Origin of the sequence: Hahella sp. KA22, from assembly GCF_004135205.1 — a bacterium.
GTDB lineage: Bacteria > Pseudomonadota > Gammaproteobacteria > Pseudomonadales > Oleiphilaceae > Hahella.
In genome coordinates this window covers 629,790-655,241 of the sequence record NZ_CP035490.1, presented here as the reverse complement: position 1 = coordinate 655,241, position 25,452 = coordinate 629,790, and the positions used below count along the sequence as shown (strand labels likewise).

The window sequence follows — 25,452 nt, the reverse complement described above, 5'->3', positions numbered from 1 at the left end:
GTTTGACCTGTGGCAAGATGCGGCCAGATGCGCGCCCCAAACGCCTCGACAGAGGGTACAATATGACGCCAACCGCCCAGTAAAGGGCTATCGAGAGGGAGACCAACATGTGCGGCGTTTGCGGATGCGGCGATGAACACACCAGCCTCAACGGACGTCCTCTGGCGCCGGCCCACAGCCATGCGCCCGGAGTAAGTCAGACACGCATGGTGCTGATCGAGCAGGACGTCATGAACAAAAACAACCAGTTCGCCATGGCCAATCGCGACAGCCTGGGCGCCCACCAGATCCTGGCGCTCAATCTGGTGTCCAGCCCCGGCGCCGGCAAAACGACTCTGCTGACCCGCACCATCGCCGAGCTTGAAGACCGGCTTCATATCGCCGTCATCGAAGGCGATCAACAGACGGAGTTCGACGCCGAACGCATCCGCGCCACCGGCGTTGAAGCCGTACAGATCAATACCGGCAAAGGCTGTCACCTGGACGCGCATATGGTGGGCCACGCCCTGGAGCGACTGCCGTTGCAGGATCTGGAGCTGCTGTTTATCGAGAACGTCGGCAACCTGGTCTGTCCCGCCGGTTTCGATTTGGGAGAGGCCGCCAAGGTGGCGATTTTGTCCGTCACCGAGGGAGAAGACAAACCGCTCAAATACCCGGATATTTTCCACGCCTCCCAGCTCATGCTGATCAACAAAATCGATCTGGCGCCCTATGTCGACTTCGATGTGGAAAAGGCGCAGGAGTATGCGCGACGAGTCAATCCCGAGATCGAGATCATTCTTCTGTCCGCTAAAACCGGCGCCGGAATGGAGCAGTGGCGACAATGGCTGCAACAGCGTCTGCCCGGGAAATCCTGACCCTCAGCGGCGTGGTGCAGGGCGTTGGATTTCGCCCTCACGCGCATCGTCTCGCCACCACGCTTGGCGTCGTCGGTAAAGTGTGGAATCAGGGCGGCGATCTGCTGATCGATATTCAGGGATCGCCCAGCCAGATACAGGCCTATAAAACGCAACTGTTGGCGCACCAACCCACACAGGCGCAGGTGCGCACCCTCCATGCCCAGCCAGCGCCAATCATTCCCCATCAGCATGGCTTCGCCATCGTCGCCTCCCTTCCCGGCGGTATGCATGGCGCGCCTCCCACTGACCTGCGTTTGTGCGCCCAATGCCTTGCTGAATTATTTGATACCAAGAACCGTCGCTACCGTTATGCGTTCATGACCTGCGCGGAATGCGGGCCTCGTTATAGCCTGATGCGCCAACCGCCGTTTGATCGCGACCGCACCAGCATGCGCGCTTTCCAGCAATGCCCGGATTGCCTGCAGGAGTATGGCGATCCAACGCACCGCCGCTATCATGCGCAAACCAGCAGCTGCGCCGCCTGCGGCCCGACGTTGCAGTGGCATGACGCCAACGGGGCGCTTCGCCAAAATGTCGACCCCATCGCCGAAGCCTGGCGCTGCCTGCGTCAGGGACAGATCATCGCTGTCAAAGGCGTAGGCGGAATCCATCTGGTGTGCGACGCAAGTTGCGTCCAGGCGATGGCGACCTTACGCCAACGCAAGCAGCGGCCTCATAAGCCGTTTGCGGTAATGGTCCTGAATCGCGCTTCGTTAGCGGGCCTGGCTGACATGAATGACCATACGGAACACCTTTTACAGGGCCCCGACGCGCCTATCGCGCTGACGCCCAAAGGCCCTGATTGCGACAGCCGTTTACTTGGTCTCGCGCCGCAGTGCGCGGAGGTGGGGATCATGTACCCTTATGCGCCAGCGCACTATCTGCTGTTTCATGAGGCCCTTAACCGCCCTGCGGACGCATGCTGGCTGGAGCAGGCGCACCCTCTGGCTTTGGTGGTCACCAGCGCCAATCTCAGCGGCGAGCCGCTGATCATCGACAACGCGCAATGCCTGCGGGACTTGCAGGGGGTCGCTGACGGTTTTCTACTGCACAACAGAGAGATCCTTGCGCGCAGCGACGATTCCGTCCTGCAGAACTCCCAGCCCGTTGTCTATGTCAGACGCGGTCGCGGACTGGCGCCCCATGTCATTGAGCTGGCCCAGGAAGGGCCTTCAGTACTGGCCTTCGGCGGATTTCTGAAGAATACCCTTTGCGTCAGCCAGGGGGATCGCGCTTACGTTTCACCTTATATTGGCGACCTGGATCGCGCCGCCGCCTGCCGTGATCTCGACATCACCGTGGAGCGCCTACTGGAGACCCTGGCCATTCAACCCGACGCAATCGCCTGCGATCTGCATCCCGATTTCTATAGCACTCAGGCCGCCCGTCGGTTAAGCGAACAAATGGGCGCTCCGCTGTTGCAGGTGCAGCATCACCACGCCCATTGCCTCGCGACGATGGCGGAGGCGGGGCTGCGGGGGCCCGTGCTGGGACTGGCCCTGGACGGATTGGGCCTGGGCGACGATGGCGGACTCTGGGGCGGTGAATTATTGCTGGTGGAAGGCGCGGATTATCGGCGACTTGGCGGCCTGCGCCCGCTGCCGCTTCCCGGCGGCGACAGCGCCGTGCACGAGCCCTGGCGTCTTGGCGCCGCCGTCTTACTGTCACGGGGACGTGAGCAGGACGCAGAGCGCCTGTTCGGCGCGCACCCTGGTTACGCGATCCTGCGTCAGATGCTGGCGAAGAAACTCAACTGTCCCCTCACCAGCAGCGCCGGACGGTACTTCGACGCCGCAGCGGCGATCCTCGGCGTGCGTCGCCACATCGACTACGAAGCCCATGCGGCGATCGCACTGGAAGCCTTATGCCGACAGACAGCGCCAACGCCAGAGGCGCCGCCCTTGTTTGAGATTACTTCTCAAGGCGCTTTGGATCTTTATCCTCTGCTGGAGGCTTTGATTGACTGCGCCCCGCACGCCGGCGCGCGTCTGTTCCACGACGTCCTGGTGCGCGGACTGCTGGCCTGGGTGGACAACGCTCGCGCCAAGACGGGCGTAAATACCATTGTGCTGGGCGGCGGCTGTTTCCTTAATCGCATCCTGCGTGAATCGCTCATGGCCGAATTACGCACACGAGGCATGCAGGTTCACATCCCCCGCCAACTACCGCCCAACGACAGCGGGATCAGTCTGGGGCAGGTCTGGTATGCTTACCTCAACGCACATGCGCCCAAAACCCACTCCATTGTTCAGACAGAAACGGACCCCACCCCATGTGTCTAGCTATACCGGTGCAGGTAGAAAGCCTGCTGGACGACGACGAAGCCCTGGTGGACATCGGCGGCCTGAAAAAACGCATCTCCCTGGCGCTGGTGGACGACGTACGTGTCGGCGATTACGTCATCCTTCACGTGGGTTACGCGCTCAGTAAAATCGACGAGGACGAAGCATTACGCACCCTGGCGCTTTTTGACGAGATGCAGGCGCTGCAAGAGGAGCTGGGCGCAAGTCTGGAGTCCAGCGAGGACGGCGACCGATGAAATATATCGACGAATTCCGTAACGGCGATTACGCCGCCGAAGTGGCGCGCCGCATTCACGCTGAAGCCGATCCGGGAAGACGCTATCGCTTCATGGAATTCTGCGGCGGCCACACCCACACGCTGTTCCGCTATGGCATACCGGACCTGCTGCCCGCCAATGTGAACATGATTCACGGACCCGGCTGTCCGGTTTGCGTGCTTCCTATGGCGCGCATCGACGCCGCCATCGAGCTGGCGGTGCGACATCAGGTCATTCTGTGCAGTTACGGAGACATGCTGCGGGTTCCCGGCGCCCATCGCACCAGCCTGTTGAAAGCGAAAGCCCAAGGCGCCGACGTGCGTATGTTGTACTCCCCGGCGGACGCCTTGCGCATCGCCCAGGAAAATCCGCAACGCCAGGTGGTGTTTTTCGCTATCGGTTTTGAAACCACGACGCCGCCCACCGCCGCAGTGCTGCTGAAAGCGCGCCAACTGGCGCTGAAGAATTTTTCCGTTTTCTGCAACCATGTGCTGACGCCTCCGGCGATCACCGGCATCCTGGAGCCCGCGCAACAGGCTGGCGAGCGTATCATTGAAGGGCTGGTCGGCCCCGGCCACGTCAGCGTGATCACCGGCGGTGGCGCTTATGAATCCCTGGCCCAACGCTATCACACGCCGATTGTCATCGCCGGCTTCGAGCCGCTCGACGTCCTTCATGCGATCCTTCTGCTGGTGCGCCAGTGCAACGAAAATCGCTATGAAGTAGAAAACCAGTATTCAAGAGCAGTCACCGCTTGCGGCAACGCCAAGGCCCAATCCATGGTGGCGCAAACCATGACCCTGCGCGACCGTTTCGAATGGCGCGGCCTGGGCTGGATGCCGCACAGCGCCCTGGAGATCAGGCCGGAATTCGCGGATTTCGACGCTGAAGCGCGATTCGAGCTGAGCCCCAGCGACGCCAGGGAAAACAGAGCCTGCGAGTGTCCTGCGGTGCTGCGCGGCGCCAAATCGCCGACGGACTGCAAACTGTTCGCCACCCTGTGCACCCCCGACAATCCCATCGGCGCCTGCATGGTGTCTTCCGAAGGCGCTTGCGCCGCCCATTTCAGCTACGGACATACCCGCTGATGAGTCTGGACAACGATTTCTCCCACGGCTGCGTGGAAATGATCCACGGCGGCGGCGGACGCGCGATGCGCCGTCTGATTGAGGATCTGTTCCTGCAGGCCTTCGATAATCCGTTGCTGCGCGCCGGCGATGATCAGGCCTGTTTCCAGGCCGCTCCGGGACGCATGGTCATGACCACCGACAGCCACGTAATCTCCCCTTTGTTCTTCCCCGGCGGCGATATCGGCGCCCTGGCGGTGCACGGTACGGTGAACGACGTTTGCATGTCCGGCGCGACGCCACTGTATCTGTCCGCCGCCTTCATTCTGGAAGAAGGTTTTCCTCTGCGCGATCTGCGCCGCATCGTTTTATCTATGGCCGCCGCCGCACAGGAAGCAGGCGTAGCCATTGTGACTGGCGACACCAAAGTGGTGGAGCGGGGCAAAGGCGACGGCGTCTTCATCACCACCACCGGCGTCGGCCGCCTGCCGGATGAGGTTCATTGCAGCGCGGCGCGGGTGGCGGCGGGGGACAAAATTCTGGTTAACGGTTTCCTTGGCGATCATGGCGTCACGATCCTGTCGCAACGGGAAAATCTGACCTTTGAAGCCAATCTGCGCTCCGACAGCCAAAGCCTGCAAGATCTGGTGGCGGCGATGGTCGCCGTTGCGCCGGATATACATTGCATGCGCGATCCCACCCGCGGCGGCCTGGCGGCGACCCTCAACGAAATATCGCAGCAGGCGAATGTGGGCATGCGTTTACATGAGAAAGCCATTCCCGTTCGACAGGAAGTGCGCGCCGCCTGTGAGTTCCTGGGGCTTGATCCTTTATACGTGGCCAACGAAGGCAAATTAGTCGCTTTCTGTGCGCCGGAACGGGCGGACGCCCTGCTCCAGGTAATGCAGTCACACCCGAAAGGCTGCGACGCCGCCATCATCGGCGAAGTCATTGAGGACGAGCGCCGCCTGGTGCGCTTGCGTACGGGGTTCGGTGGAGAAAGAGTGGTGGACTGGCGCAGCGGCGACCCGCTGCCGCGCATTTGCTAGCGCCCGACGGCATGTCGGCGACAGACGCTAGTAGTGTTTCCGCCGCGCTCGCTCCAACGCCGCCTGAGTGCGCTCAATATCCCGCACCACCATAAATTCGGTGAAAATTCTTACCGCTTCATCCGCCATCGCTTTAGGAGAGTCGCGATCAAAAAACTGCGAGATGCCCGCAGCGGATTGCAGTAATTCCGCCCCCACGCGGATAAAGTAATCGTCGCCATGAGCAGCGCGCAGATTAGTGGAGATTTTACCGACCTTATTATTCAGGGCCGCCTGCACGTCCGCCCTGCCGATAAAGGCCAGAAACTTCTTCGCTGGTTCTTTATTGACGGAATTAACAGGCAATAGAAAAACATCCGTCGGCGCCTCTTCGTAACGTGGAAGGTCGGGATTAATCATCGGGAAAGGCGCAAAGCGAAAGTCCGCCGCCAGATCTTCCGGCAACGTGCTGCTGAAAAAATTACCCATCAACAACATGCCCGCGTGTCCGCGATAAAGCAAAGGCAGCGACTGTTTCCAATCCCACTCCCGATGCAGCTTGTGGTCGATAAAACAGTCTTTGTCCAACAGGGTTTTCCAATGTTCGAAGACATCGCGCACGCGCGGGTCCATGTAGGAGGCGAGACCGCTGGTCAGCTCCCGGTGAAAGGCCAGGCCGTTGATGCGCAAGTTGAGATAGTCGAACCAGGCGGCGGCGGTCCAGTGATAATGGGTGCCGATGGTGAAGGGAGCGACGCCGGCTTTGCGCATGTCGCCGCACATTTTCAGCAAGCCGTCCCAGTCTTGCGGCGGTTGCAAACCCAGACGGCGAAACAGGGACTGGCGGTAATAAAGTCCCCATTGATAGTAAGAATAGGGAACCGCATACACACGCCCGCGCCAGGACACGGTGTCTTTGATCGCGTCGGTGTAATCCGCGTCAAAGTTCTGCGCCCGCCACAGATCGTCGATGGGCTCCACAAACCCTTGACGCACATACTGCAGCAACCGTTCTCCCGCCTGCCAATACAGCACATCTGCGGGCTCGTTCTTGCTCAGCCAGCGCTCAATGCCGCCTTTATAAGCGTCCTCGTCGTAAGCCAGCCAGCGTACATTGATGTCGGGATTTTCCTTTTCGAACTGACGGGACAATTCATTGAACGCCGCCCGCTGATCGCCGCTGAACACCATCAGCGCGACTTTGAGTTCCTGCGCCTGCGCTGGGTTGATCTGCATCGACATTGCAAACGCCAGCCACAGGAACGCGAATAACCACCTTCTCTCCTTGCCGCCTAACATAGCGCCATTTCGCCCTCCAGGCGACGCCGTGGACTCATGCGCCGCTCCGTAATATTTCAGGTAACCGCTAATAGCCTAGACCCTGTCGGCGTATCCAGCCACCTGAGGACTCACGCCATTACCCGCACTTCTCCGCGATTATGAGGCCCGCCCAGCACGCACTCCGGCCCCAGAGGCACGATGCGAGTAGGATTGATAGTGGCGTGACTGAAATAGTAATGGCGCTTGATATGCTCCAGATTGACGGTCTCCGCCACTTGCTCATGCTGGTACAGTTGACGCATGTACTGGCTGAGGTTGGGAAAGTCGGCGATCCGCCGCAGATTGCATTTGAAATGGCCGTAGTAAACTGTGTCGAAACGGATCAGGGTGGTGAATAAACGCCAGTCCGCCTCTGTCAGAAACTCTCCCGCCAGGAAAGGCTGGCGCGCCAGAATCTCCTCCACTCTATCGAGCGCGGCGAAGAGCCCTCTGAATGCTTCGTCGTAGGCTTCCTGAGTGGTGGCGAAGCCACAGCGATACACGCCATTGTTGATCTGGGCGTACACCCATTCGTTCACGGCGTCGATACGTTCACGCAGCGGTTCAGGGTAAAAGTCGGCGTGATTGTCGGTCAGATCGTTAAAGGCGTCATTGAACATGCGGATAATCTCCGCAGACTCGTTGTTGACGATCGTCTGCGTCTGCTTATCCCATAACACCGGCACGGTGACGCGGCCGCTGTATTGCGCATGCGCCTTCAGATAAAGCTGGTACATGAAATCAGCGCCATACAGATGGTCCGGCAGCCCTTTGGCGGCGTCAAACTCCCACCCGTTGTCCATCATGTCCGGCGATACGACGGAAACGCTGATATGCGGCTCCAGTCCTTTCAACTTGCGGAAAATCAGCGTGCGATGGGCCCAGGGGCAGGCCAGACTGACATACAGATGATAGCGACCCGATTGCGCCGGAAATCCATCCTCTCCCGCGACGCTGACGCGACGACGAAAGCGGGACGCCTCACGCTCGAACCTGCCCCCGCTCTTGGCCGTGTCGTACCATTGATCACGCCAGACTCCGTCGACCAGCAATCCCATAATCCCCTTCCTCCCAATGAACCTGTCAAAAACTCACCTTAGAAGCTATGCCATTGAATAAAAAGCTTAAAAATTGCGTTAAAAGGTTCGAATAAAGGGAAAGGAGCTACGCGTGGACGACGCCTCAACCGCCGCTTTTGCGATAGGCGTCCGGACTGACGCCGAAACGCTGACGGAACATTTTGCAGAGATGGCTGACATCCTGCGCGCCGATTTCATCCGCCAGCACAGCCAGGCTGTGATGAGAATTCAGCAGACGCCAACGCACATGTTGCAGGCGCATTTCCCGCCAATAAGCCCGCGCCGTGCAGTCGAACTCGGTCATAAAAAGGCGATCCAGTTGGCGACGACTGACCCCGATGGCGGCGGCGATATCGTCCACATTAAAAGCGTCTCCCAGCCATTGCCGCATCAGGCTGGTCGCGCGCCCAACACTGCGGCCGAGTCCGCTTTCGCGGGACAGCGATTTCAACGGATGGGTTTCGCTGCGCGCCTCGTCCACCAGCATATCCGCCAAACCTTTCAGAGCCCGGGTTCTCCCGCAATGGCGCGCTAACAATTCCACCGCCAGGTCCACCGCGGCGACGCCTCCCGCACAACTGATGCGCTTGCCGTCGAAGCAATACAACTGCCCGGTGCGGACTTCAATGCGGGGAAAAGCGACCTGAAATTCCTGCACATGGCGCCAGTGCATCGCCACTTTGGCGCCCTGCAACAAGCCAGCGGCGGCCAGCAGAAAGCAGGCGTTGTCGATACTGACCAGCGACAATCCCTGTGCGGCGGCCTTGCGCAGCAGAGGCCCGTATTCGCTGGCCAGCTCCATGCTGCGACGGGCGGTGCGGCCGCCGAACACCACCAGATAATCAAAATCGGCGAGGCGCGTCTGCGCCGCGATTTCCTGCACTTCAATGGCGACGCCGCTGCTGGAGACGATAGCGCCCGGCTCCAGACCCAGCACGCGCCAGGCGCAATAACGCTGCGCGCTGTAATCCTCGTCGTCGGCGCTGAAGCGCAGCTTATCCAGAAATCCACCGAAAGGCAGCATGGTGAACTCCGGCAGCGGCAGCAATAGAAAACGTACGTCCGGGACAGAGGGCGCCGATAGAGTCATTTTCAAGCGTGAATTTTCCTTGAGTCCTAATGGCCAAAATCTACCTTAATACGTCCAATAATTACCATTTAAATTCGCTCCTGCGCCGTAGACTGCTCACATCACCGATTCACCAAGGCGTTAGCAATGACTCTGCAAACCTGGCTTCTGTTTCTGGCCGCCACCGCCGGCCTGTCCTGCTCACCCGGCCCTAACGGTCTGCTCGCGCTAACCCATGGAGCCCTTTATGGACGCGTCCGCGCCGTTTTTACCATTGTCGGCGGTGTGTTGGGATTTCTTCTGCTGATGCTGTTGTCCATGTTCGGCGTCGGCGCCTTATTGCAGTCCTCGGAGACGGCTCTGACCGTGCTGCAATGGCTGGGTGGGGCTTATTTGATCGGATTGGGGATACAGCAATGGCGCGCGCCGGGGCTGCATTTGCAGTTACAGGACGAAGCCGCCCGCAAGAACAATGCGCGCCTGTTTCGTCAGGGCGCGCTGGCTGCGCTGTCCAACCCCAAGGTGCTGATTTTCTTCGCCGCCTTTCTGCCGCAGTTTGTTGATCCGCAGCAGGGGTTGGCTGGCCAGTTCGCCATCATGGCGCTGACCTTCGCCATGATCGAATTCACGGTTGAGGTGCTGCTGGCGCAGGCTGCGCACCGTATCGGACCGAAGCTGGAGCAACATGGCAAACGTTTCAATCAGATTTGCGGCGGCCTTTTTATTCTCATCGGTCTCGCCTTACCGCTCTCTCGCTGAAGCGGCAATAAAAAAGGGCGCTTCGCTCAGCGGGCGCCCCCTTTGATGACAGGTATTGGCGAATAAGATCACTCGCCTTTACCGATCTCCCGGTCATAAGCCAAACGCTTGGCGGCGTCCAGGGTCAACATCTGCATGAAGGCGGTGACTTCCGTATCAGAACCCTGTGGGGCGCCAGCGCCGGCTCCGCCACCAAAGACGTTAGTCGGCACGGAACGGCGAGCGAACGCGTCCGCCCACAGTTTGTGAATTTCGATTTCCGCATCCAGTTTTTGCGCCAACGCGTTATCCGCTTTCAGGATCACTTCTTTCTGGTAGGCTTCCGCTTCCGCCAGAGTGCGCTTGGTTTCCGCCTCAATGCGGGCTTTTTCCAGATTGATCTCGGCGGTTTCCTTCTCGATGCGGGCCTGCTCTTTCATCTTGGTCGCGGAGGTCACCGCTAACTGCTTATCGGTTTCCGCTTCAGTGGTTTTCTGAATCTGATCCACTTTGGCTTTGGCCTGACGCTCCGCGACTTCGCGTTCCCCGCGGGCGATCGCCAACAGGCGCTGCTCTTCTTCCTGAATCCGCTGCTCACGGGCAATAGCGCGGTCGGCGCTGGCTTTCTGTTTCAATTGCATACGCTCAACAAAGCGGTTGTTAGGCGTCATGTCGGTGATGCGCGCATCCACCACGCTGATGCCGAACTGGGTGAACTTCTGGTCCTTGCGCCGAGGCGTTCCGTTGGCGTCAGTGACTTTGCGCACAACGAACACCGCTTTGGCTTCGTCGCCATATTCTTCCTGAGAGGCTCCCATCGAAGCGTTGGCGGAACCGGAAATTTTACGCTGCGAGCTGATCAGCATTTCTTCGCGTTTAACGATGTAAATGCCGTTGGACATCTGGTTTTCGAATTCCGTGTTGAACTCGGTGCGTCCGCCGCTGTAGTAATCCTCCGCACTCATCAGCGACGCCGTGGCCTGCAGGGTTTCCTTGAACGCCGGAATTATCGCCGTACGCAGCAGATTGGCGGGAGTACGGTATTCATGGGCCAGGCGGGTGAAGCCTTCCTGGTCGGTGGGAATGCTGAAGCGCACGGTGGCTTCCGCCGCAGCGTCCACCTGATCCAAAAACATGATTTTCAGCGGCGGCAGCGCGGCGCTGGTTTCGGAGTTTTCCACTTCGACGTAGGAAACGGTGCTGTCGCCGCCTTTCACCGCTTGCACGGTCAGGGCGCGCTTCCAGGCGTTCCAGCGTCCCCACAGGTAAAACTGATAGCCCACGTCAGACACCACGTGTTCATCGCCTAAGATGGTTCTTACGTGATACACATAGCCGGGCTCGGCGTAAAAAATACTGTTCCAGGTAACGACAACAGTCAGGACAATGCCAGTCAGAATGGATATCAATCCAATTGATAAATTGCGCATGGGGATTCCACAGGGTAGGTAAAAAAACCGGCGTATCTTAGAGAAAAATTAATTTTTGGTAAATAACGCCGAGCGTTGGGTTTATGACCGTCTTCACACTCCCGCCGCAAGCCGACGAATATGGAAAAACTTAGGAAATCACGCCCTCAGAGCGCCATTGATCTTAACGGCGCCGGGAAAAGCCGCTAGATTATCTGGTGAAGCGACCTATCCCGACCAAGCCAACCGGAAACCGACGTGCGCATTCAATCCAAACTTATTCTGGCGCTGTTGATCGCCACCACGGCCATGTTCGCCGCCATGTATTCGCTAATGCAGTGGAGCTTCGACCGCGGCTTTCTGGATTATGTGAATCGTCGCGATCTGCAGCGACAGGAGACGCTGATCAACAATCTCCAGCGTTTCTATCGACATACCGGCAGTTGGGAGCCCCTGCGCCGCGACCATAATCTGTGGCGGCGGCTGTTGGAGGCGGAAGAAGACGACCAGCAACCCTGGCGACCGCCTCGTCGCAACGAGGATGATCGTCCCGACCGACCGCACCCACCCCGTCCGCCGACCTTGCTGGACTCAGACAAGCAGGTGGTGACCGGCCGCTACCGCAATGACTTCATCATGGCGCCGATCAAGCTGGGCGATCAGACCATCGGTTGGCTGGCGCTGCCGCCACGCGTGCGGGTGACGGAGCAAAATGATCTGGCGTTCAGTCAGAGTCAGGATAAGGCGTTCCTGGTTATCAGTACGCTGATGGTGGCTATCGCCCTGCTTATCGCCTTGCCCCTGGCGCGTCAGTTCGTTACCCCCATTAAACGTCTCGCCGTCGCCACCCAACGACTGGCGCAAGGGGCTTACGACGTGGAGCTGAAAATTTCGGGTAAGGACGAGCTGGGACAATTGGCGCGGGATTTTCATCAACTGGCGCAAACGCTCCAGTCCAATGAAACCGCGCGGCGGCGCTGGATTGCGGATATTTCCCACGAGCTGCGCACGCCGCTGGCCATCGCCAAGGGCGAGCTGGAAGCGCTGGTGGACGGCGTTCGCCCCACCAACCGCGACAACCTGCTGTCCATCCAACAGGAAATCGAACACCTGCAAAAACTGATTAACGATCTATACGAGTTGACCAACGCCGAAGTGGGCGCGCTGCGCTATCAAAAAGACGAAGAGGATCTGCGTCTGATTCTGCAGCACGCCCTGGACAGGCATCACGCCAATTTCACCGCCGCCGGCTTTCAGCTGATTCACGATTTAGCCCCCAGCCCCGCCACGGTGTGGGCGGACGCCACGCGATTAAGCCAATTGCTAGATAATCTGTTCAGCAACACCTGTAAATACGCCGTCCCCGGCGCCCAGGTGCGCGTCTCTCTCAATGTCGATCACGATCAAGTGCGACTGCGCATCGAGGACTCCGGTCCCGGCGCGCCAGACGACGCCCTGCCCAAGCTGTTCGATCACCTTTACCGGGTGGAGAATTCGCGCAATCGCAACACTGGCGGCTCCGGTCTGGGACTGGCGATTTGCCGCAAAATCGTCGAAGCTCATGAAGGCGATATCAGCGCCTCGCGATCGCCACTGGGCGGACTGGCCATCGACGTGACTTTGCCGGCTTATCACGAATGACGCCGGCCGTCCTTATCTGAATACAGCGGAGACAACGCACATGCCTCAGAACAGCATACTCATCGTGGAAGATGAGCCGAAGCTCGCCAGTTTGCTGAAGGACTATCTGCAACAGGAAGGCTACCAATGCGACATCATTGGCGACGGTCAGCAGGCGTTGGAAAAGATCCGCGCCGGCGCGCCTGACCTGATTCTGCTTGATCTCATGCTGCCGGGCCTGGACGGCTTATCCGTGTGTCGGGAGACGCGTCGCTTCACCGATACGCCCATCATCATGGTGACCGCCCGGGTGGAGGAAATCGATCGTCTGCTCGGACTGGAGCTGGGCGCGGACGACTACGTCTGCAAGCCCTTCAGCCCGCGTGAAGTAGTGGCTCGGGTCAAGGCTATCCTGCGGCGCGTGCGCGGCGCGCCAGCGGGGGAAGAACAGGCCCTGGCGTTGGACCCGTCCCGTTACCGGGCGGTCCTGCGGGGAAAACCGCTGGATTTGACCGCCATAGAGTTTCAATTGCTAAAAATGCTGGCGGATGAGCCCGGCCGCATCTTCTCTCGCAGCCAGCTCATGGACGGCATCTATCAGGATCACCGCATCGTCAGCGATCGCACTGTGGACAGCCACATCAAAAAGCTGCGTAAGAAAATCGCCGAGCTTTCTCCCGACCATGACTACATCCATTCCGTTTACGGTCTGGGCTATAAATACGAAGGATGACAGCGCTGTAATCTCTGTTCCTTAATGCCTCCACAATTCCTGCACATTTCGGGCTTAGATTGATAATCACACAAAGCCAAACAGGAAATTGAGGAAAAAGGTTATGAAAAAATTCGCTGCATTCACCCTGACATGTTTAATCGCCGCCAGCGGATTCGCACTGGCCAAGGGCGGCCCCCATCAAGGCCCGAACATCGACCGTCTGGCGGAAAAGCTGGCGCTGACGGATGACCAGAAAACGCAGTTCGAAACCATTATGGAAGAGAGCCGCGAGCAACGTCACACCCTGATGGAGCAATACAAACCGCAACGTGAAGAAATGCACACGGCGATGGAAAATCTGCGCACGCAAACCGACGCCAAACTGGGCGCCGTGCTGAACGCGGAGCAGATGGAAAAACTGAAAGAAATGCATGAGGCGCGCGGCCAGCACAAAGAACGTCGCCCTCATCCTGAAAACTGCGATAAAGGAGACGATGAAGAGGTATAACGCCGCTTCCGTTGCAGGCTCCCTTTCTTCGCCGGCCGCCTCAGGGCGCGCCGGCTTTTTTACGTCTGCGAGATGCTTAGTCCAGTTTGATGGAGCGCAGGTGCGCAGCGCGGACGCGAGCGGTCTCCATGGGATCAAGGCGCTCCTCCAGATGCGCTTTCAAGCGCTGTCCGGCGATAAGTGTGGCGTCTTCGTTATTGATGATAGGCATGGGGTAATCCTGCCCGATCACGCAACCGGACATGATCTGTTCCGCATGGGGCATTTTCCAGGGCGCATGCAGATACGCGTCGCTCACTTCCCGCAACGCCGGACATTCCGCCCGGATAAATTTGCCGGCGGGATCGAGTCGATGGGATTCGGTGACCGGGTTGTAAATCTTCTGCTCGAGCATCCCCGTGGTGCCTGCGAATTGCTGCGTCAGCGGAAAATGCACCGCCGGGTCATAGTCAGTGGACAGCCGCGCCAGATACAACGCCGGTTCACGCCAATGCAGCCATAGTTGGTTGGCGGCGAAAGACATCAGCAGCCCGCGCAACTGATAGTTGATCCAGCCGTACTGAATCAGCGCCTTCATGGCGGCGTCGATAAGGGGAAAACCGGTCTCGCCGTTCTTCCAGGCGTCGAATTTGGCTTCTTCGAACTGATGCTCGCGCAACCCGTTAAAGCTTTTATGCAGATTGAGCGACTCCATGCCCGGCTCGTCCTCCATCTGCTGCATGTAATGGCTGCGCAGATACAAACGGGACAGAAACTCGTTCATGGACTTCACCCAGTCCGCGGAGCGGCGGGCGTGGTAGGTCTGCAGCGCGCGTCGGGACTGCTGCACCGCCTCGCGCAAACTGATGACGCCGTGGGCCAGATAAGGACTGAGGCGCGAGCCGCCGTCAAACGCAGTGGCGGGATAGTGGGTGTCACGGAAGTAGTTTTGCCCGCGCGCCTGCAGGAAACTCTTCAGTTCCTGGGCGGCGGCGGCGCGTCCGCCCGCCTGACGTAACACGCAGGGGGTGGGATCGGCGCCGATAGTCTCAGGCCAGACTTCCGGCTTGAGCGGCGATGTGCCCACCATCGGCAGGGTTTTGGGGCTGGGGTAACGAGGCTGCGCCATGAAGTCCTTCCAGGCGGTTTGCCAGCGTTCTGCGCCGGTGGCGCGTCGCAACACGCCGCAGACAGGCCATTCCCGCCACAGCACGCCGTTGCGGCGACACCATTCCCGCACAATCTGATTGCGCCGGTTACACCATTGCACGCCGGTCTCCTGATGGGAGTACAGCTCAAAGACGCCAAAACGGCTTTTCAGGTATTCCAGCACGTTGATCATGCTGTCATGCATGAACCACAGGGGTTGCCCCAGCTTACTCAACGTCTGGTCAAGCTCCAGCAGCGTTTCCCGCACAAATCCCCAACGCCGTTCGCCAGCGTCAGGCTGCGCCCAATACTCCGGCTCCGCCACATACAGCGGCGCCACCGGACCTTGTCGGGCGGCGTGATAAAGCGGCCCATGATCGGTGACCCTGAGGTCACGTTTATACCAGACAACCCTTACCGTCACTGACTCCACACCTGATCAGACTCACACCATCAAAACGCTTAGACTCCCCGTTATAATGTCCCGACCGCTATCCATTTCATGCGCGAGTCGGGGTGTTCCTTCGCCTTACGCAGTCTTTCTATCGCGTTTAAGCGTTCACAGCCAAATAAATAGTTGTAATTTAAGTGTCGACAATGACGCCTAAAGTTGCAACAAATTGCCGATTTTGCGATGCGGCAGCGGTTTTTCGCCGCACACTTTGGCGATTTGATCTCCCGGACGCACCAGCCGTCGATGAGTGCGCGCCATCAGATAACCCGCTGTGCGCGCACGCACCGGCGTCCGTTGATTCGGCTCGCCGCCATCCAGACTAACGATCTCAGCGAACACGTCGCCCTGCTCCAACCACGCGTCCAACGGCTTCTGGAACACCAGCAAACCGGCGGCTTCCGCTTTCATGGAATCCACGGACTCCAGCGGACTGACATGAATGTCATCCAGTTGCGGCGCCTGCGCGTCGCCCCGAATCAGGTCTTCGCTGACGAGGAAATTGAACAGATTGGCGGCGTCGACAGCAGCCAGTTCATCGGACACGTCGTATTGACCGCGATACTCCACCGTTACCGCTAACTTGGGCATTTCCATGGGATTATCGGGAAAATCTTTCTGCAGCCAGTGCCAGGGTTGCAGATGGGAGCCGTCAAAGGCGACGACCCCGTCCAGGTCCTCCGTCAACAGATAACGGGCGCCGATATGGCGACACAGGTTCTGTGCTTTCTCAGCCTGACGTTTGACGGAATATACATGAGCGCTGGAGTGATCGTCGCAATGCAGGTCGAAAACATAATCCGCGTCGATGGACAACGCCAACAGCGTTTTTTTCAAAGCAGTGGTTTCATCTTCCGCCAGCTCCGCCGCCACGGCGGCGCGCAAGGCTTCGCGCACCAGTTCGTTGTTGGTTTCCAGATCAGAGCCGAGTCGGCCTTCCACACTGTCGCGAGCGTCCAGGTATAAATCCGCAAAGTTGCGATTGAAATTGCCGGTGCCGGTCAGGTCGAAACGGCCCGCCACATAGCCGAACACATTCTGAGACAGTCCAACGGGATTAGCGTAGGGGACCACGATTATCTCACCCTGAATCGCGTTCTGACGCTCCGCCTCCTGCAACAAGGTCAGCAGATGCTGCAGCACCAGCAGACCCGGCCACTCATCCGCATGCAGGCCAGCTTGAAAATACACTTTCGGGCGCGCATCCGCTTGTCCCAGCCGATGGACAAGCAATTCCCGACGGGTGCCGGGGGACGGGCTCATCAATTGAATACGCTCGGTTCGCATCATTCACCTCTGAATAAAATCCATGCCTTAATAGCGCAGTCGTCAATTGCGCACTATAGCATTAAAGTATTAGGGAAACGCGATGCCAAAGTGGGCCGCCATGCAACCGCAGCGAATCGCCTGGTGCAACTTTTTACTTCCCATGCTGGTGGCCCATGCCGCCTGGCTGTGGAGCAGTCTGATCGGCGCCATTGATGGGTGTCTGCCGTACTGGGACGGTTGCGTGTCCATCAGCAAGGCGGCGCGTTCCAGCGACGCTTTGTACCTGTTTCGCGCCGGCATGATCATTCACTCCGTGTTGTTGCTCATCTTCTGGTTCCAGGCGGGGACGTTTCTCAAACTTCATCAGGCTTCGACGAGCGCGTTACGCACTATGCAGTGTCTGGGCGCCATCGGCGCGCTGTTTCTGGTGTTATACGCAGACTTCCTCGGCGTGGACGGACGCATTTACCGATTGTTGCGGCAGTATGGCGTCACCATTTATTTCTCTTTCACCGTGCTGGCGCAGATGCTGTTATTGCGCAGTCTCCTGACTCTTTCTCGTTCACCTGCATCGCCTGCCGCGGCTGGCGTCCAGAAATGGCTGCGGGCGAAATCCTGGCTATGCTGGTGGATGCTGGCGCTGGGTCTGGCCAGCGTCGCCAACAGCCTGTTGCTGGAAAATCCCGCCAAGGATCGCTGGGAAAATGTCATCGAATGGTTCTTCGCCTCCAGCATGACCACCTACTTCGCTTTCACCGCCATGGTCTGGCGTGGCCTGGGCTATCGTCAGCGCCCACATCTTGACGCCCCCTTCCGCTAAAACCTGTCCAGGCGGACAAAATGCACCGTAATAGAGCGGCCAGGGTTAGATTTAGGGCATGAAGTCTTTCCTTCGATCTCCGTATTTTTTACCTGCGAAAATATAAAATACATAAATATCAATGCGTTAAATAAAAAGTCGGAGTTGGCACAGTCTGTGCGATAAACAGGGTGAAGAGATTTCGCTAAGTTGTTACAGGCTTAACGTTTCTTCATCAATAGTCAGGGTACTTCTTTTGTACAACGACTGTTACCTCTACGCTCGTGCCTTAAGCCTCGCGATGGGACCAGGATGGACTTTTTGATAGGGACACCCCGGAAGCGAGGCATTTTTTTGTCCGCGAGACAGACACGACCACTCTCCTCTAGCCCTTTGTAAACATTTGTTAAACCTATCAACGAATTTCCCTTTGGTCCCCGCTAGATTGACTCGCTCACAAAAACAAAAAGGACAGGGAACACCATGCGAATCCACTGTGGCGCACTGCTTATCGTCAGCCTGCTGACGCCGCTTCTGAGCGCCTGCGGCGGCGAGAAATCCGATGTATCCACTCTGCGCGACCCTCGCGAGCCGGAGCAACCGCCACCGCCCAGCGCCAACTTCCATGGAGTGGTGCTGGACGGTTATCTGCGTCAGGCCAAAGTCTGGCTGGATTTAAATGGGGATTACCTTGCCGGCGATAACGAGCCTGCAGTGATGAGCGGAGCCGGCGGGGAGTATGAGTTTACCGCGGAACAACTGGCTGACGTTGACGATCCCAAGCTATACCCGCTCATGGCCTATGCGCTTCCCTGCGTGACTCAAGACGAAGATTTAATTAACGCCGCCGTACCGCCGGCGACGGACTGCGCGTCCACCGAACCGGGACTGGTGGATAAAGCCTATTTCCTGATGGCGCCGCCCGGAAGCCCGGTCATTTCCCCGCTGACCACGCTGGTGCGCATGCAGTACGACCTGATGCGGGAGGAAGACCCGGAAGCCACCGTCGAGCAGGCGCACCAGCGCGCCCGTGAACGAGTGGGCTTCAATAACAATTATCTGTTCGATTACGTCAAAAGCGGACAGTATCGCCACCATGTCTACGCCAAGGCTTTCGCCATGGCGTTACAGAACATGATGACGGAGGAGGCGCAAAGTATTGACGCCGCCCAGCGGCTCGACAGTCTGGACGCCACCAAAGTGAAAGTCATGGGCGCCAGCCTGCTGCACAACGCGCCGAAAATCGCCTATGCGGCGGCGGGCGTCATGAAGGATATCCGCTCTACGGAAGACTTCGCGTCCTTTGACTTCTCTCCCTGGAAAACCTCGTTGCAGTATGAAAACGCCCTTAACGATCCCCTCTCGATCAAGCAAATCAACTGGTACGTGCATCCAGACACGGAAAGCGCTGCGCTGGAGGGACGCAATGACAACGATGTGAAGCTGTTCGCCCTCGCCGGCGTGCAGGACCCGCAACGCAAGCACGTCGGTCGCGCCGGACTGACCTACGATTCCAAAGGCGCGGTGGCGGCGGTGCGTCTGGATGGCGGTGTGGATATGAGCCGTCGCGCCTTATCCTTGGACGCCTATATCTCTTCTCTGACCCTGGACCCGTTGTATACGGAAATTTCACCCGCGGACGGCCAGTGGGACGTCGTCAACGCCCTGGCGCTGGATCGCGGTCGTTGGGTGGAAACCTTCAGCAAGATCGGCGACGCCGTGCTGAGTCAGCGCACCCGTGAAACGGTGACTGGCCAGATGAGGCCGCAAAAAGACGCAGGCGCGGGGCTCGTGCGCATCAACTCCTACTCCACCGACAGCGCGACCCACAATCAGGTGCTGGTCAAACGCTCTTTCTTCTTTGACGGCGACGGACGTTTGTCCAATGACACATACGATAACAATCTGGGAAAACTGACTACACAATACGCCTACGCCAGCGACGGCAAACTGAACGGCGTGCGCACCTTTACGGACAAGCCGGAGAGTTCCTGCGTTACTGAGCCGGGGTGCGAAGTAGCGACGTCCAACTTTACCTACGACGCCGACGGCCGCAGACTGACCCGACGTTACACCGACATTCACGATCCCCAATTCGAGTGGTGCGAACACTATGTGTATCGGGAGAATGGACTGTTGGATTACGTCTATCTGGAACGTTATTCCGTGGACGCTGAACCCCAGGGCGAAGATGGCGACGTCATTGTGCTGGTCACTTACGAGTATGACGCATTACATCGCCTGATGGAGTAACCTATCCGCATCCATAAACGGACAGGAACCGACGCAGAATAATGAAAGCTTCTCTCAGACTACTGGCGGTGGTGGGGATCATCTTACTGACCTACTTTTTGTTCTCGCCTGCGGTCATTGATCCGGAAGCCTACGACGCCCCCTCGGCGCCGGATCTGGAAGGGCCCTACGCCCCGAATCAAAAGCTGTTAGAGGCGGATTTGATCGGCCAGGGGCGACTGGACGGCCCTGAGGACGTGGATCAGGATGCTGAGGGCGCCATTTACGCCGGACTCGCCAACGGCGACATTATCCGCATCAACAAAGATGGTGAGTTTGAAGTTCTCGCCAATACCGGCGGACGTCCGCTGGGCATTGAGTTCAATCCGGCCGGCGATCTGATTGTGGCTGACGCGGCCAAAGGATTATTACAGCTCGACAAAGCCGGCAAGCTCACCGTGCTGACCAGCAAGGCGGACAACCTGCCTTTCGGCGTCGCGGACGATGTGGATGTCGCCAAAGACGGCGTGATTTACTTCAGCGACGCCAGTTGGCGCTGGGGGGTGCATGAGCATCGCTTCGATCTTATCGAGAGCCGTCCTCACGGACGCTTGCTCCGCTACGACCCCGCCACCGGCGTCACCACTGTTCTGTTGGACGATCTATACTTCGCCAACGGCGTGGCGCTGTCGCAAAACGAGGATTTTGTGGCGGTGTGTGAAACCGGGCGCTACCGGGTGCGGCGTTATTGGCTACAAGGCCCCAAACAAGGGACCAGCGATATGTTGATCGAAAATCTGCCCGGATTCCCCGATGGCGTCTCCAGCAACAGAGCGGGCGAGTTCTGGATCGCGCTGATAGCCCCACGCAACGGGGTACTGGATTTCATCCACTCGTTTCCCTGGCTGAAAAGCCGCATGTCCAAGCTGCCGGAAGCACTGCAACCGCAGGCGGAGCGTTATGGATTCGTGCTGGGAATTAATGAGCAGGGAGAGGTTTTACACAATCTGCAGGACCCGGAGGGCGAGCGCCTGCACACCATCACGTCCGTTGAGCAAGTCGGCGACATCCTGTTATTCGGCACCTTGACCGGAGACCGGATCGGCCGTTTATCTTTAACCCGCAGTGAAAGCGAAAGTCCGGGGCTTTAACCGGACCCGCAAACAGATTAAGCGACGCCGTCCGCCAGTTTGGCGATACTGTTCGCTCTGTCAGTGATCCAATGGGAAGACTGACTGAGGTGAGTGTCAATCATGCGAATCAGCTCGCGGTTGCGCACCAGCAGATCGCTGTAGAAATTCACCATCGTTTTGTTCGGGTTCGGGGTGCGTAATAACTCTTCGAGTTCTTTTTCCGCCAACGCTAACTCTTCCTGCAAGCGACAACGCTGAGCCTCAAGGGTGTTCATGGCTTACGACTTCCTGTTGTTGTTTGGCCTCCCGTAGCGCCCGCCGCCGGGATAGGTAAAAACCAGTATATCCACAATCCTTCCACAATTGGAGAAATAGTTCAAAATTTAACCTTAATACACACTTTGAACCGTAACACACACAGTCCTGTTACATAACGCCAACCCTCGCTAAAACTAACGTTACGGGCCTTCCCGAGGGCAGAACATGGCGAGAGTGTCCAGTTTTCAGGCGCCTGCGCCAGTTTTTGCTATGCTGAATGTAAGAACGTTCCAAGCTTATCCGTAAATTTGAGGCGCACATGACACCCGCAAAAATATCCGATGCCTGCACCGAGTTTCTCAGCTTGATCGAAGTGCTGGACGATGCCTATTGGGAAGCATCCACCATCCCTAACAAGGATACGATTTATGATGTGTTGAGCGTATTCCAGCAGGAAGCGGCGGAGCTGAATAAGCTCAGTATCCAGGACCACCATTATCCCTATGAGATGATCACCGAAGGCATTCGACAAGTCAGTCCCAAGCTGCACCGTTTGCAGGCGTCCGTCTCTCAGGTGGTGGAACGCACCCAGACCCAGGTCAGACTGCGTCAGTTATTGAAAAACGTCATGTTGATTATCGAACAACAGGCTAACCGCTGGTCCAGTCACGAGTAACTCCACGACCCAGAATTCGCGTCGCTGCGACTACAGTGCGAGCGGCGCGCATTGCAGATTGATTTGCCGGATCAACGCCGCCAGTCGTGGCAGATGATGCGCCAGCAAAGCCAGCCCCGACGTCAGCAACGCCACGGAAATCTCCCGATCCGGGTCCGCCCAACAGAACTTATTGATCAGACCGATATGACCGAAGGCGCGCTCCGTGCGCGGCCCCCACAGGCCCACCGGATCTCCTCCCAGCATAAAGCCGGCGCTGTAGCGCATCGGGATCATCATCGTACGGTCAAAGGTGCAGCCGCCAAATTCCTGCGTCGCCCGTTTTACGGTGACGGGTTGCAGAATCCGCCGCCCGCGCCACTCGCCGCCATCTAAAAGCATCTGGAAAAAACGCGTGGTTTCCTCCGCTGTCGCGTAAAGGTTGGCGGCGGGGATAATGGCGTCCATCCAGCGTCGCTCATTGGAAATCGCCGCAGCGGCGGACATATCGGCGCCCAAAGCGCGCTTGAGCGCCCAGGACACGGGAAACGGCGCCTCGGGACCGGTGGCGTAATTACGCGCGACGGCGTGTTTACCCCCTTCCTCAAGACCAAAGGTAAAGTATTTCATCTCCAGCGGCGCGCGCAGCGTCTTCTCCAGATATTCCGTGATGCCTGCGCCTGTCACCTTCTCCAGCACCCTTTGCAACACAAAGCCGCCGGTAATCGCATGGTAAGCCAGCTTGCCGCCATCCACCGCAATAGGTTTGGCGGCGCACAACAACTTCCACACTTGCTCCTGATCGTACAGTGTGTCGAGGGATTCATGGGTGGGAAGTCCGGGTATGCCGCCGCGGTGAGAGAGAATCTGGTGAATAGTGATATTGCGTTTGCCGCGCTGGCCGAACTCCGGCAAGTAGAAGCTGACCGGGTCCAGCAGATTGATCACCCCCTCTTCCGCCAGCTTGTGCATCAGCACCGCCGTCACCGCCTTGGAAGCGGAAAACAGGCATACCGGCGTAGCGGTGGTCATGGGTTGTCGCAATTCATCAGAGGCATCGCCGGGACCGCCGCCGCTGGCGTAACCTATGGCGCGATTGAGAATGACGCGGCCTTTGCGGCGCACGCACAAACTGATCGCCGGCTGAGTGCCGGTGGCGTAAAGGCGCTCCACCGCCCGCCAGATCTGCTGCACGCCTTCCGGCGCTACATCCACCCTTTCCGGGCAGACTTCCAGCCCCTCATCGATGACGCTAACCTGCGCCGGATCAGCGGCGACCTCCGCCAGGCGCAGAGGATTTCGCAGTAAACTCAACATAACAGCACTTCCACGTTGGCGGAAAAAAACGTCCCACGTAGCTGTTAAATTCTAGACGCTTTTACGCAGATGCCCAGAGCGAGACAGCGTCTTTCCCAAAGCATCTGCGCTTGGCCCGTTAGGACAGGGTCACCGGGATATAGTGATCCGCCAGCAGCGCCACGAATAACAGCATCAGATAGGTAATGGAGTAGCGGAATGTCTTGATGGCCGCATGCTTGCGCGAATCCCGCCACATCGCCCAGGCCCAGTCCAGGAAGCGCAACCCCAGCGCCAGCGCGGAGACAAAATAGATCCAGCCGCACATGCCGGTGATAAATGGCAGCATGGTGGCGGCGAATAGCATAAATGTGTACAGCAGAATGTGCAGCTTGGTGTAACGGTCGCCATGGGTCACCGGCAGCATGGGCACGCCGGCTTTGGCGTACTCGTCTTTGCGATGCACCGCCAGCGCCCAGAAATGCGGCGGCGTCCAGGCGAAAATGATCAGCACCAGCAACAGCGCGTGAGGGTCAACGGTTCCGGTCACAGAGGTCCAGCCCAACAGAGGCGGCGCAGCGCCCGCCAGTCCGCCCAGCACGATATTTTGCGGCGTGGCCCGTTTCAGGAACAGGGTATACACCACCGCGTAGCCAATCAGCGACGCCAGGGTCAGCCATGCGGTCAGGGGATTCACGCCCCAGGCCAGAATCGCCATGCCCACCACCGCCAGAGCGAAGGCGAACGTCAAAGCGTGGACGTTATCCACACGCCCCTGCACGATCGGACGTTTCTGCGTACGCGCCATCACCGCATCGATTTTCTGGTCGACGATATGGTTGATCGCCGCCGCGGAAGAAGCCAGCAAAGCGATGCCGAGGTTACCCAGAATCAGCGCATTCCAGGGCATACCCTGGTCGCTGGCGAGCAGCATGCCCACCACCGCGGTCAGCATCATCAGAGCCACCACCCGGGGCTTGCACAGTTCGTAGTAATCGCGCCAGCCGGCGGCGGCCGTAGTGGAAACGGTATTTTTCATGAGCGCACCTCTTTGGCAGTCCATAAACGGTATGTCACCCATACCAGGGAAATCAGCAGCAACGCCGCCACGCCGTTGTGGGCCACCGCCACAGGCAACGGCACGAGCGCCACCACATTGGTCACGCCCAGCGCGATCTGCACAAGCAGCAGCGCCCCGGTCAGACCCAGGCTGCGCCGCAAAGGCGATCCCCGGGAGCGTCGCCAGGCGGCGATCAGAAAGCCGCCTAACACCAGCAGCACGGCCACAGCGCCCAGGCGATGGGTCATGTGAATCGCTACTCTGGCCTCGTTATGCATCAGTCCACCGAGATAATTGGGACCGATGGTCTGAGTGAGATTAAAACCGTGCTGAAAATCCATCTCCGGCCATAGTTTTTCCTGACAGGTGGGGAAATCGGGACAGGCCACGGCGGCGTAGTTCGACGTCACCCAGGCGCCCAGAAAAATCTGCGTGGCCAATACCGCCACAGCGAGCAACGCCACAGGCCTGAGTCGACGCCAGCGCCGCAGCGTGTCCGCCGGGACAGTCAGCGGTCGATCAAGAAGCCGCATGGCCGTCAGCGCCAACAGGGTGAGTGTGCAAAAGCCGCCGAGCAGATGCGCGCTGACGACTTGCGGCCACAGCTTGAGCGTGACAGTCCACATGCCGAACAGCCCCTGCAGAATCACCAGGGCGCACAAAAACAGAGTCAGTTTGCGAGGCGGTCGACGCGCGCCGGGAACAGAGTTGGGGGAAACGTCGCGCCAGGACAGCGCGGCGATGGCGAATATCAGCAGGCCCAGACCACTGGCGAAGTAGCGGTGCACCATCTCGGGCCAGCCCTTATGCACCTCTACCGGCGCGTGGGGAAAACGGGCTTCGGCAATTTCGATCTCATGGGCCTCATTCGGCACCGTAAGAAAGCCGTAGCAGCCAGGCCAGTCCGGGCATCCCAGGCCAGCGTCCACCAGACGAGTGTATGCGCCGAGCAGTATCACGCAGAAGGCCCAGGCCGTGGTCAGGATGACCAGGCGACGCAGCCACTGCAGACGCGGGTTTACGACAGCCGACGTCACTAGCGCCGGCGGGGCGACATAGTCCATTTTCCAAACGCCTCTTGTTATTGTTGTTACTGCATTCGGAAGACGTTGATTTTACTGCCGGCTCAACGGCTCCCTGAGGAAGTCTTCAGACTCAC

Annotated in this window: 23 protein-coding genes; 13 read left to right on the top strand and 10 right to left on the bottom strand. The window is 58.6% G+C overall.

The window, feature by feature from the left end; all coding sequences use genetic code 11:
- Positions 1-107: 107 nt before the first annotated feature.
- The 5 genes from hypB to hypE are packed head-to-tail and all read left to right on the top strand — an operon-like array spanning position 108 to position 5,575.
- Positions 108-857 (top strand): hydrogenase nickel incorporation protein HypB, encoded by a 750-nt coding sequence (gene hypB / locus EUZ85_RS02920; RefSeq protein ID WP_127967835.1) that lies wholly within the window; start codon positions 108-110, stop codon positions 855-857.
- On the top strand, positions 824-3,181 hold the full coding sequence (gene hypF, locus EUZ85_RS02915) for a carbamoyltransferase HypF (protein WP_127967834.1): 2,358 nt from the start codon (positions 824-826) through the stop codon (positions 3,179-3,181). Before hypB ends, hypF begins: the two co-directional genes overlap by 34 nt.
- Positions 3,172-3,438 (top strand): HypC/HybG/HupF family hydrogenase formation chaperone, encoded by a 267-nt coding sequence (locus EUZ85_RS02910; protein WP_127967833.1) that lies wholly within the window; start codon positions 3,172-3,174, stop codon positions 3,436-3,438. The genes hypF and EUZ85_RS02910 overlap by 10 nt, the downstream gene beginning before the upstream one ends.
- The gene (hypD, locus tag EUZ85_RS02905; RefSeq protein ID WP_127967832.1) at positions 3,435-4,547 is read left to right on the top strand and encodes a hydrogenase formation protein HypD; all 1,113 of its coding nucleotides are present in this window, start codon (positions 3,435-3,437) and stop codon (positions 4,545-4,547) included. The genes EUZ85_RS02910 and hypD overlap by 4 nt, the downstream gene beginning before the upstream one ends.
- Positions 4,547-5,575: a hydrogenase expression/formation protein HypE gene (gene hypE / locus EUZ85_RS02900; RefSeq protein ID WP_127967831.1), complete on the top strand. Its 1,029-nt coding sequence runs from the start codon at positions 4,547-4,549 to the stop codon at positions 5,573-5,575. The genes hypD and hypE overlap by 1 nt, the downstream gene beginning before the upstream one ends.
- A gap of 27 nt (positions 5,576-5,602) precedes the next feature.
- On the opposite strand, the gene EUZ85_RS02895 is transcribed toward hypE, so the two are convergent.
- The 3 genes from EUZ85_RS02895 to EUZ85_RS02885 all read right to left on the bottom strand — a co-directional run bounded on the left by EUZ85_RS02895 (position 5,603) and on the right by EUZ85_RS02885 (position 9,043).
- Positions 5,603-6,796, bottom strand: coding sequence for an ABC transporter substrate-binding protein (locus EUZ85_RS02895; RefSeq protein WP_164887162.1), 1,194 nt, complete (start codon positions 6,794-6,796; stop codon positions 5,603-5,605).
- Positions 6,797-6,963: 167 nt separating this feature from the next.
- Positions 6,964-7,932: a glutathione S-transferase family protein gene (locus tag EUZ85_RS02890; protein WP_127967829.1), complete on the bottom strand. Its 969-nt coding sequence runs from the start codon at positions 7,930-7,932 to the stop codon at positions 6,964-6,966.
- Between the two features lie 124 nt (positions 7,933-8,056).
- The gene (locus EUZ85_RS02885) at positions 8,057-9,043 is read right to left on the bottom strand and encodes a GlxA family transcriptional regulator (protein ID WP_127974384.1); all 987 of its coding nucleotides are present in this window, start codon (positions 9,041-9,043) and stop codon (positions 8,057-8,059) included.
- A 126-nt stretch (positions 9,044-9,169) separates the two neighbouring features.
- On the opposite strand from EUZ85_RS02885, the gene EUZ85_RS02880 reads away from it, so the two are divergent.
- Positions 9,170-9,781, top strand: a complete 612-nt coding sequence (locus EUZ85_RS02880; protein ID WP_127967828.1) for a LysE family translocator — start codon at positions 9,170-9,172, stop codon at positions 9,779-9,781.
- A gap of 68 nt (positions 9,782-9,849) precedes the next feature.
- On the opposite strand, the gene EUZ85_RS02875 is transcribed toward EUZ85_RS02880, so the two are convergent.
- On the bottom strand, positions 9,850-11,190 hold the full coding sequence (locus tag EUZ85_RS02875; protein ID WP_127967827.1) for an SPFH domain-containing protein: 1,341 nt from the start codon (positions 11,188-11,190) through the stop codon (positions 9,850-9,852).
- 237 nt (positions 11,191-11,427) lie between these two features.
- Between EUZ85_RS02875 and EUZ85_RS02870 the strand changes: the two genes are divergently transcribed.
- From EUZ85_RS02870 to EUZ85_RS02860, 3 genes are all read left to right on the top strand, one after another.
- On the top strand, positions 11,428-12,810 hold the full coding sequence (locus tag EUZ85_RS02870) for an ATP-binding protein (protein WP_127967826.1): 1,383 nt from the start codon (positions 11,428-11,430) through the stop codon (positions 12,808-12,810).
- A 40-nt stretch (positions 12,811-12,850) separates the two neighbouring features.
- Positions 12,851-13,522: a response regulator gene (locus EUZ85_RS02865; RefSeq protein WP_127967825.1), complete on the top strand. Its 672-nt coding sequence runs from the start codon at positions 12,851-12,853 to the stop codon at positions 13,520-13,522.
- A 103-nt stretch (positions 13,523-13,625) separates the two neighbouring features.
- A complete protein-coding gene (locus EUZ85_RS02860) occupies positions 13,626-14,012 on the top strand; it encodes a Spy/CpxP family protein refolding chaperone (RefSeq protein ID WP_127967824.1) in 387 nt (128 codons plus the stop codon).
- A 76-nt stretch (positions 14,013-14,088) separates the two neighbouring features.
- On the opposite strand, the gene EUZ85_RS02855 is transcribed toward EUZ85_RS02860, so the two are convergent.
- Both EUZ85_RS02855 and EUZ85_RS02850 read right to left on the bottom strand, forming a co-directional pair.
- Positions 14,089-15,564 carry a cryptochrome/deoxyribodipyrimidine photo-lyase family protein gene (locus tag EUZ85_RS02855; RefSeq protein ID WP_164887161.1) on the bottom strand — a complete coding sequence of 492 codons (1,476 nt, stop codon included), beginning with the start codon at positions 15,562-15,564 and terminating at the stop codon, positions 14,089-14,091.
- 180 nt (positions 15,565-15,744) lie between these two features.
- Entirely contained in the window at positions 15,745-16,881 is a 1,137-nt protein-coding gene (locus EUZ85_RS02850; protein WP_127967822.1) for a succinylglutamate desuccinylase/aspartoacylase family protein, read from the bottom strand.
- A gap of 79 nt (positions 16,882-16,960) precedes the next feature.
- Here EUZ85_RS02850 and EUZ85_RS02845 point away from each other — a divergent pair, with 79 nt between their 5' ends.
- From EUZ85_RS02845 to EUZ85_RS02835, 3 genes are all read left to right on the top strand, one after another.
- Positions 16,961-17,680 (top strand): hypothetical protein, encoded by a 720-nt coding sequence (locus tag EUZ85_RS02845; RefSeq protein WP_241566938.1) that lies wholly within the window; start codon positions 16,961-16,963, stop codon positions 17,678-17,680.
- 462 nt (positions 17,681-18,142) lie between these two features.
- Positions 18,143-19,912, top strand: a complete 1,770-nt coding sequence (locus tag EUZ85_RS02840) for a hypothetical protein (RefSeq protein WP_127967821.1) — start codon at positions 18,143-18,145, stop codon at positions 19,910-19,912.
- A gap of 41 nt (positions 19,913-19,953) precedes the next feature.
- Complete coding sequence (locus tag EUZ85_RS02835) at positions 19,954-21,042, top strand: SMP-30/gluconolactonase/LRE family protein (protein WP_127967820.1); 1,089 nt, start codon at positions 19,954-19,956, stop codon at positions 21,040-21,042.
- Between the two features lie 17 nt (positions 21,043-21,059).
- On the opposite strand, the gene EUZ85_RS02830 is transcribed toward EUZ85_RS02835, so the two are convergent.
- On the bottom strand, positions 21,060-21,299 hold the full coding sequence (locus EUZ85_RS02830; RefSeq protein ID WP_127967819.1) for a hypothetical protein: 240 nt from the start codon (positions 21,297-21,299) through the stop codon (positions 21,060-21,062).
- A gap of 302 nt (positions 21,300-21,601) precedes the next feature.
- On the opposite strand from EUZ85_RS02830, the gene EUZ85_RS02825 reads away from it, so the two are divergent.
- A complete protein-coding gene (locus EUZ85_RS02825) occupies positions 21,602-21,958 on the top strand; it encodes a hypothetical protein (RefSeq protein WP_127967818.1) in 357 nt (118 codons plus the stop codon).
- A gap of 30 nt (positions 21,959-21,988) precedes the next feature.
- Here the strand turns inward: EUZ85_RS02825 and EUZ85_RS02820 are convergent, their stop codons facing one another.
- From EUZ85_RS02820 to EUZ85_RS02810, 3 genes are all read right to left on the bottom strand, one after another.
- Entirely contained in the window at positions 21,989-23,254 is a 1,266-nt protein-coding gene (locus EUZ85_RS02820; protein ID WP_127967817.1) for a serine hydrolase, read from the bottom strand.
- Between the two features lie 118 nt (positions 23,255-23,372).
- The gene (gene cyoE, locus EUZ85_RS02815) at positions 23,373-24,272 is read right to left on the bottom strand and encodes a heme o synthase (RefSeq protein ID WP_127967816.1); all 900 of its coding nucleotides are present in this window, start codon (positions 24,270-24,272) and stop codon (positions 23,373-23,375) included.
- A complete protein-coding gene (locus tag EUZ85_RS02810) occupies positions 24,269-25,357 on the bottom strand; it encodes a heme A synthase (RefSeq protein ID WP_127967815.1) in 1,089 nt (362 codons plus the stop codon). The genes cyoE and EUZ85_RS02810 overlap by 4 nt, the downstream gene beginning before the upstream one ends.
- Positions 25,358-25,452 lie beyond the last annotated feature (95 nt).

Bases quoted from the DNA above. Each gene is read 5' to 3' on its own strand.
- EUZ85_RS02830 (WP_127967819.1), bottom strand. From the start codon at position 21,299: ATGAACACCCTTGAGGCTCAGCGTTGTCGCTTGCAGGAAGAGTTAGCG.
- hypB (WP_127967835.1), top strand. From the start codon at position 108: ATGTGCGGCGTTTGCGGATGCGGCGATGAACACACCAGCCTCAACGGA.
- EUZ85_RS02835 (WP_127967820.1), top strand. From the start codon at position 19,954: ATGAAAGCTTCTCTCAGACTACTGGCGGTGGTGGGGATCATCTTACTG.
- cyoE (WP_127967816.1), bottom strand. From the start codon at position 24,272: ATGAAAAATACCGTTTCCACTACGGCCGCCGCCGGCTGGCGCGATTAC.
- hypD (WP_127967832.1), top strand. From the start codon at position 3,435: ATGAAATATATCGACGAATTCCGTAACGGCGATTACGCCGCCGAAGTG.
- EUZ85_RS02850 (WP_127967822.1), bottom strand. From the start codon at position 16,881: ATGATGCGAACCGAGCGTATTCAATTGATGAGCCCGTCCCCCGGCACC.
- hypE (WP_127967831.1), top strand. From the start codon at position 4,547: ATGAGTCTGGACAACGATTTCTCCCACGGCTGCGTGGAAATGATCCAC.
- EUZ85_RS02840 (WP_127967821.1), top strand. From the start codon at position 18,143: ATGCGAATCCACTGTGGCGCACTGCTTATCGTCAGCCTGCTGACGCCG.
- EUZ85_RS02825 (WP_127967818.1), top strand. From the start codon at position 21,602: ATGACACCCGCAAAAATATCCGATGCCTGCACCGAGTTTCTCAGCTTG.
- EUZ85_RS02820 (WP_127967817.1), bottom strand. From the start codon at position 23,254: ATGTTGAGTTTACTGCGAAATCCTCTGCGCCTGGCGGAGGTCGCCGCT.
- EUZ85_RS02910 (WP_127967833.1), top strand. From the start codon at position 3,172: ATGTGTCTAGCTATACCGGTGCAGGTAGAAAGCCTGCTGGACGACGAC.
- EUZ85_RS02865 (WP_127967825.1), top strand. From the start codon at position 12,851: ATGCCTCAGAACAGCATACTCATCGTGGAAGATGAGCCGAAGCTCGCC.
- EUZ85_RS02860 (WP_127967824.1), top strand. From the start codon at position 13,626: ATGAAAAAATTCGCTGCATTCACCCTGACATGTTTAATCGCCGCCAGC.
- EUZ85_RS02895 (WP_164887162.1), bottom strand. From the start codon at position 6,796: ATGTCGATGCAGATCAACCCAGCGCAGGCGCAGGAACTCAAAGTCGCG.
- EUZ85_RS02845 (WP_241566938.1), top strand. From the start codon at position 16,961: ATGCCAAAGTGGGCCGCCATGCAACCGCAGCGAATCGCCTGGTGCAAC.
- EUZ85_RS02880 (WP_127967828.1), top strand. From the start codon at position 9,170: ATGACTCTGCAAACCTGGCTTCTGTTTCTGGCCGCCACCGCCGGCCTG.
- hypF (WP_127967834.1), top strand. From the start codon at position 824: ATGGCTGCAACAGCGTCTGCCCGGGAAATCCTGACCCTCAGCGGCGTG.
- EUZ85_RS02890 (WP_127967829.1), bottom strand. From the start codon at position 7,932: ATGGGATTGCTGGTCGACGGAGTCTGGCGTGATCAATGGTACGACACG.
- EUZ85_RS02875 (WP_127967827.1), bottom strand. From the start codon at position 11,190: ATGCGCAATTTATCAATTGGATTGATATCCATTCTGACTGGCATTGTC.
- EUZ85_RS02810 (WP_127967815.1), bottom strand. From the start codon at position 25,357: ATGGACTATGTCGCCCCGCCGGCGCTAGTGACGTCGGCTGTCGTAAAC.
- EUZ85_RS02885 (WP_127974384.1), bottom strand. From the start codon at position 9,043: ATGACTCTATCGGCGCCCTCTGTCCCGGACGTACGTTTTCTATTGCTG.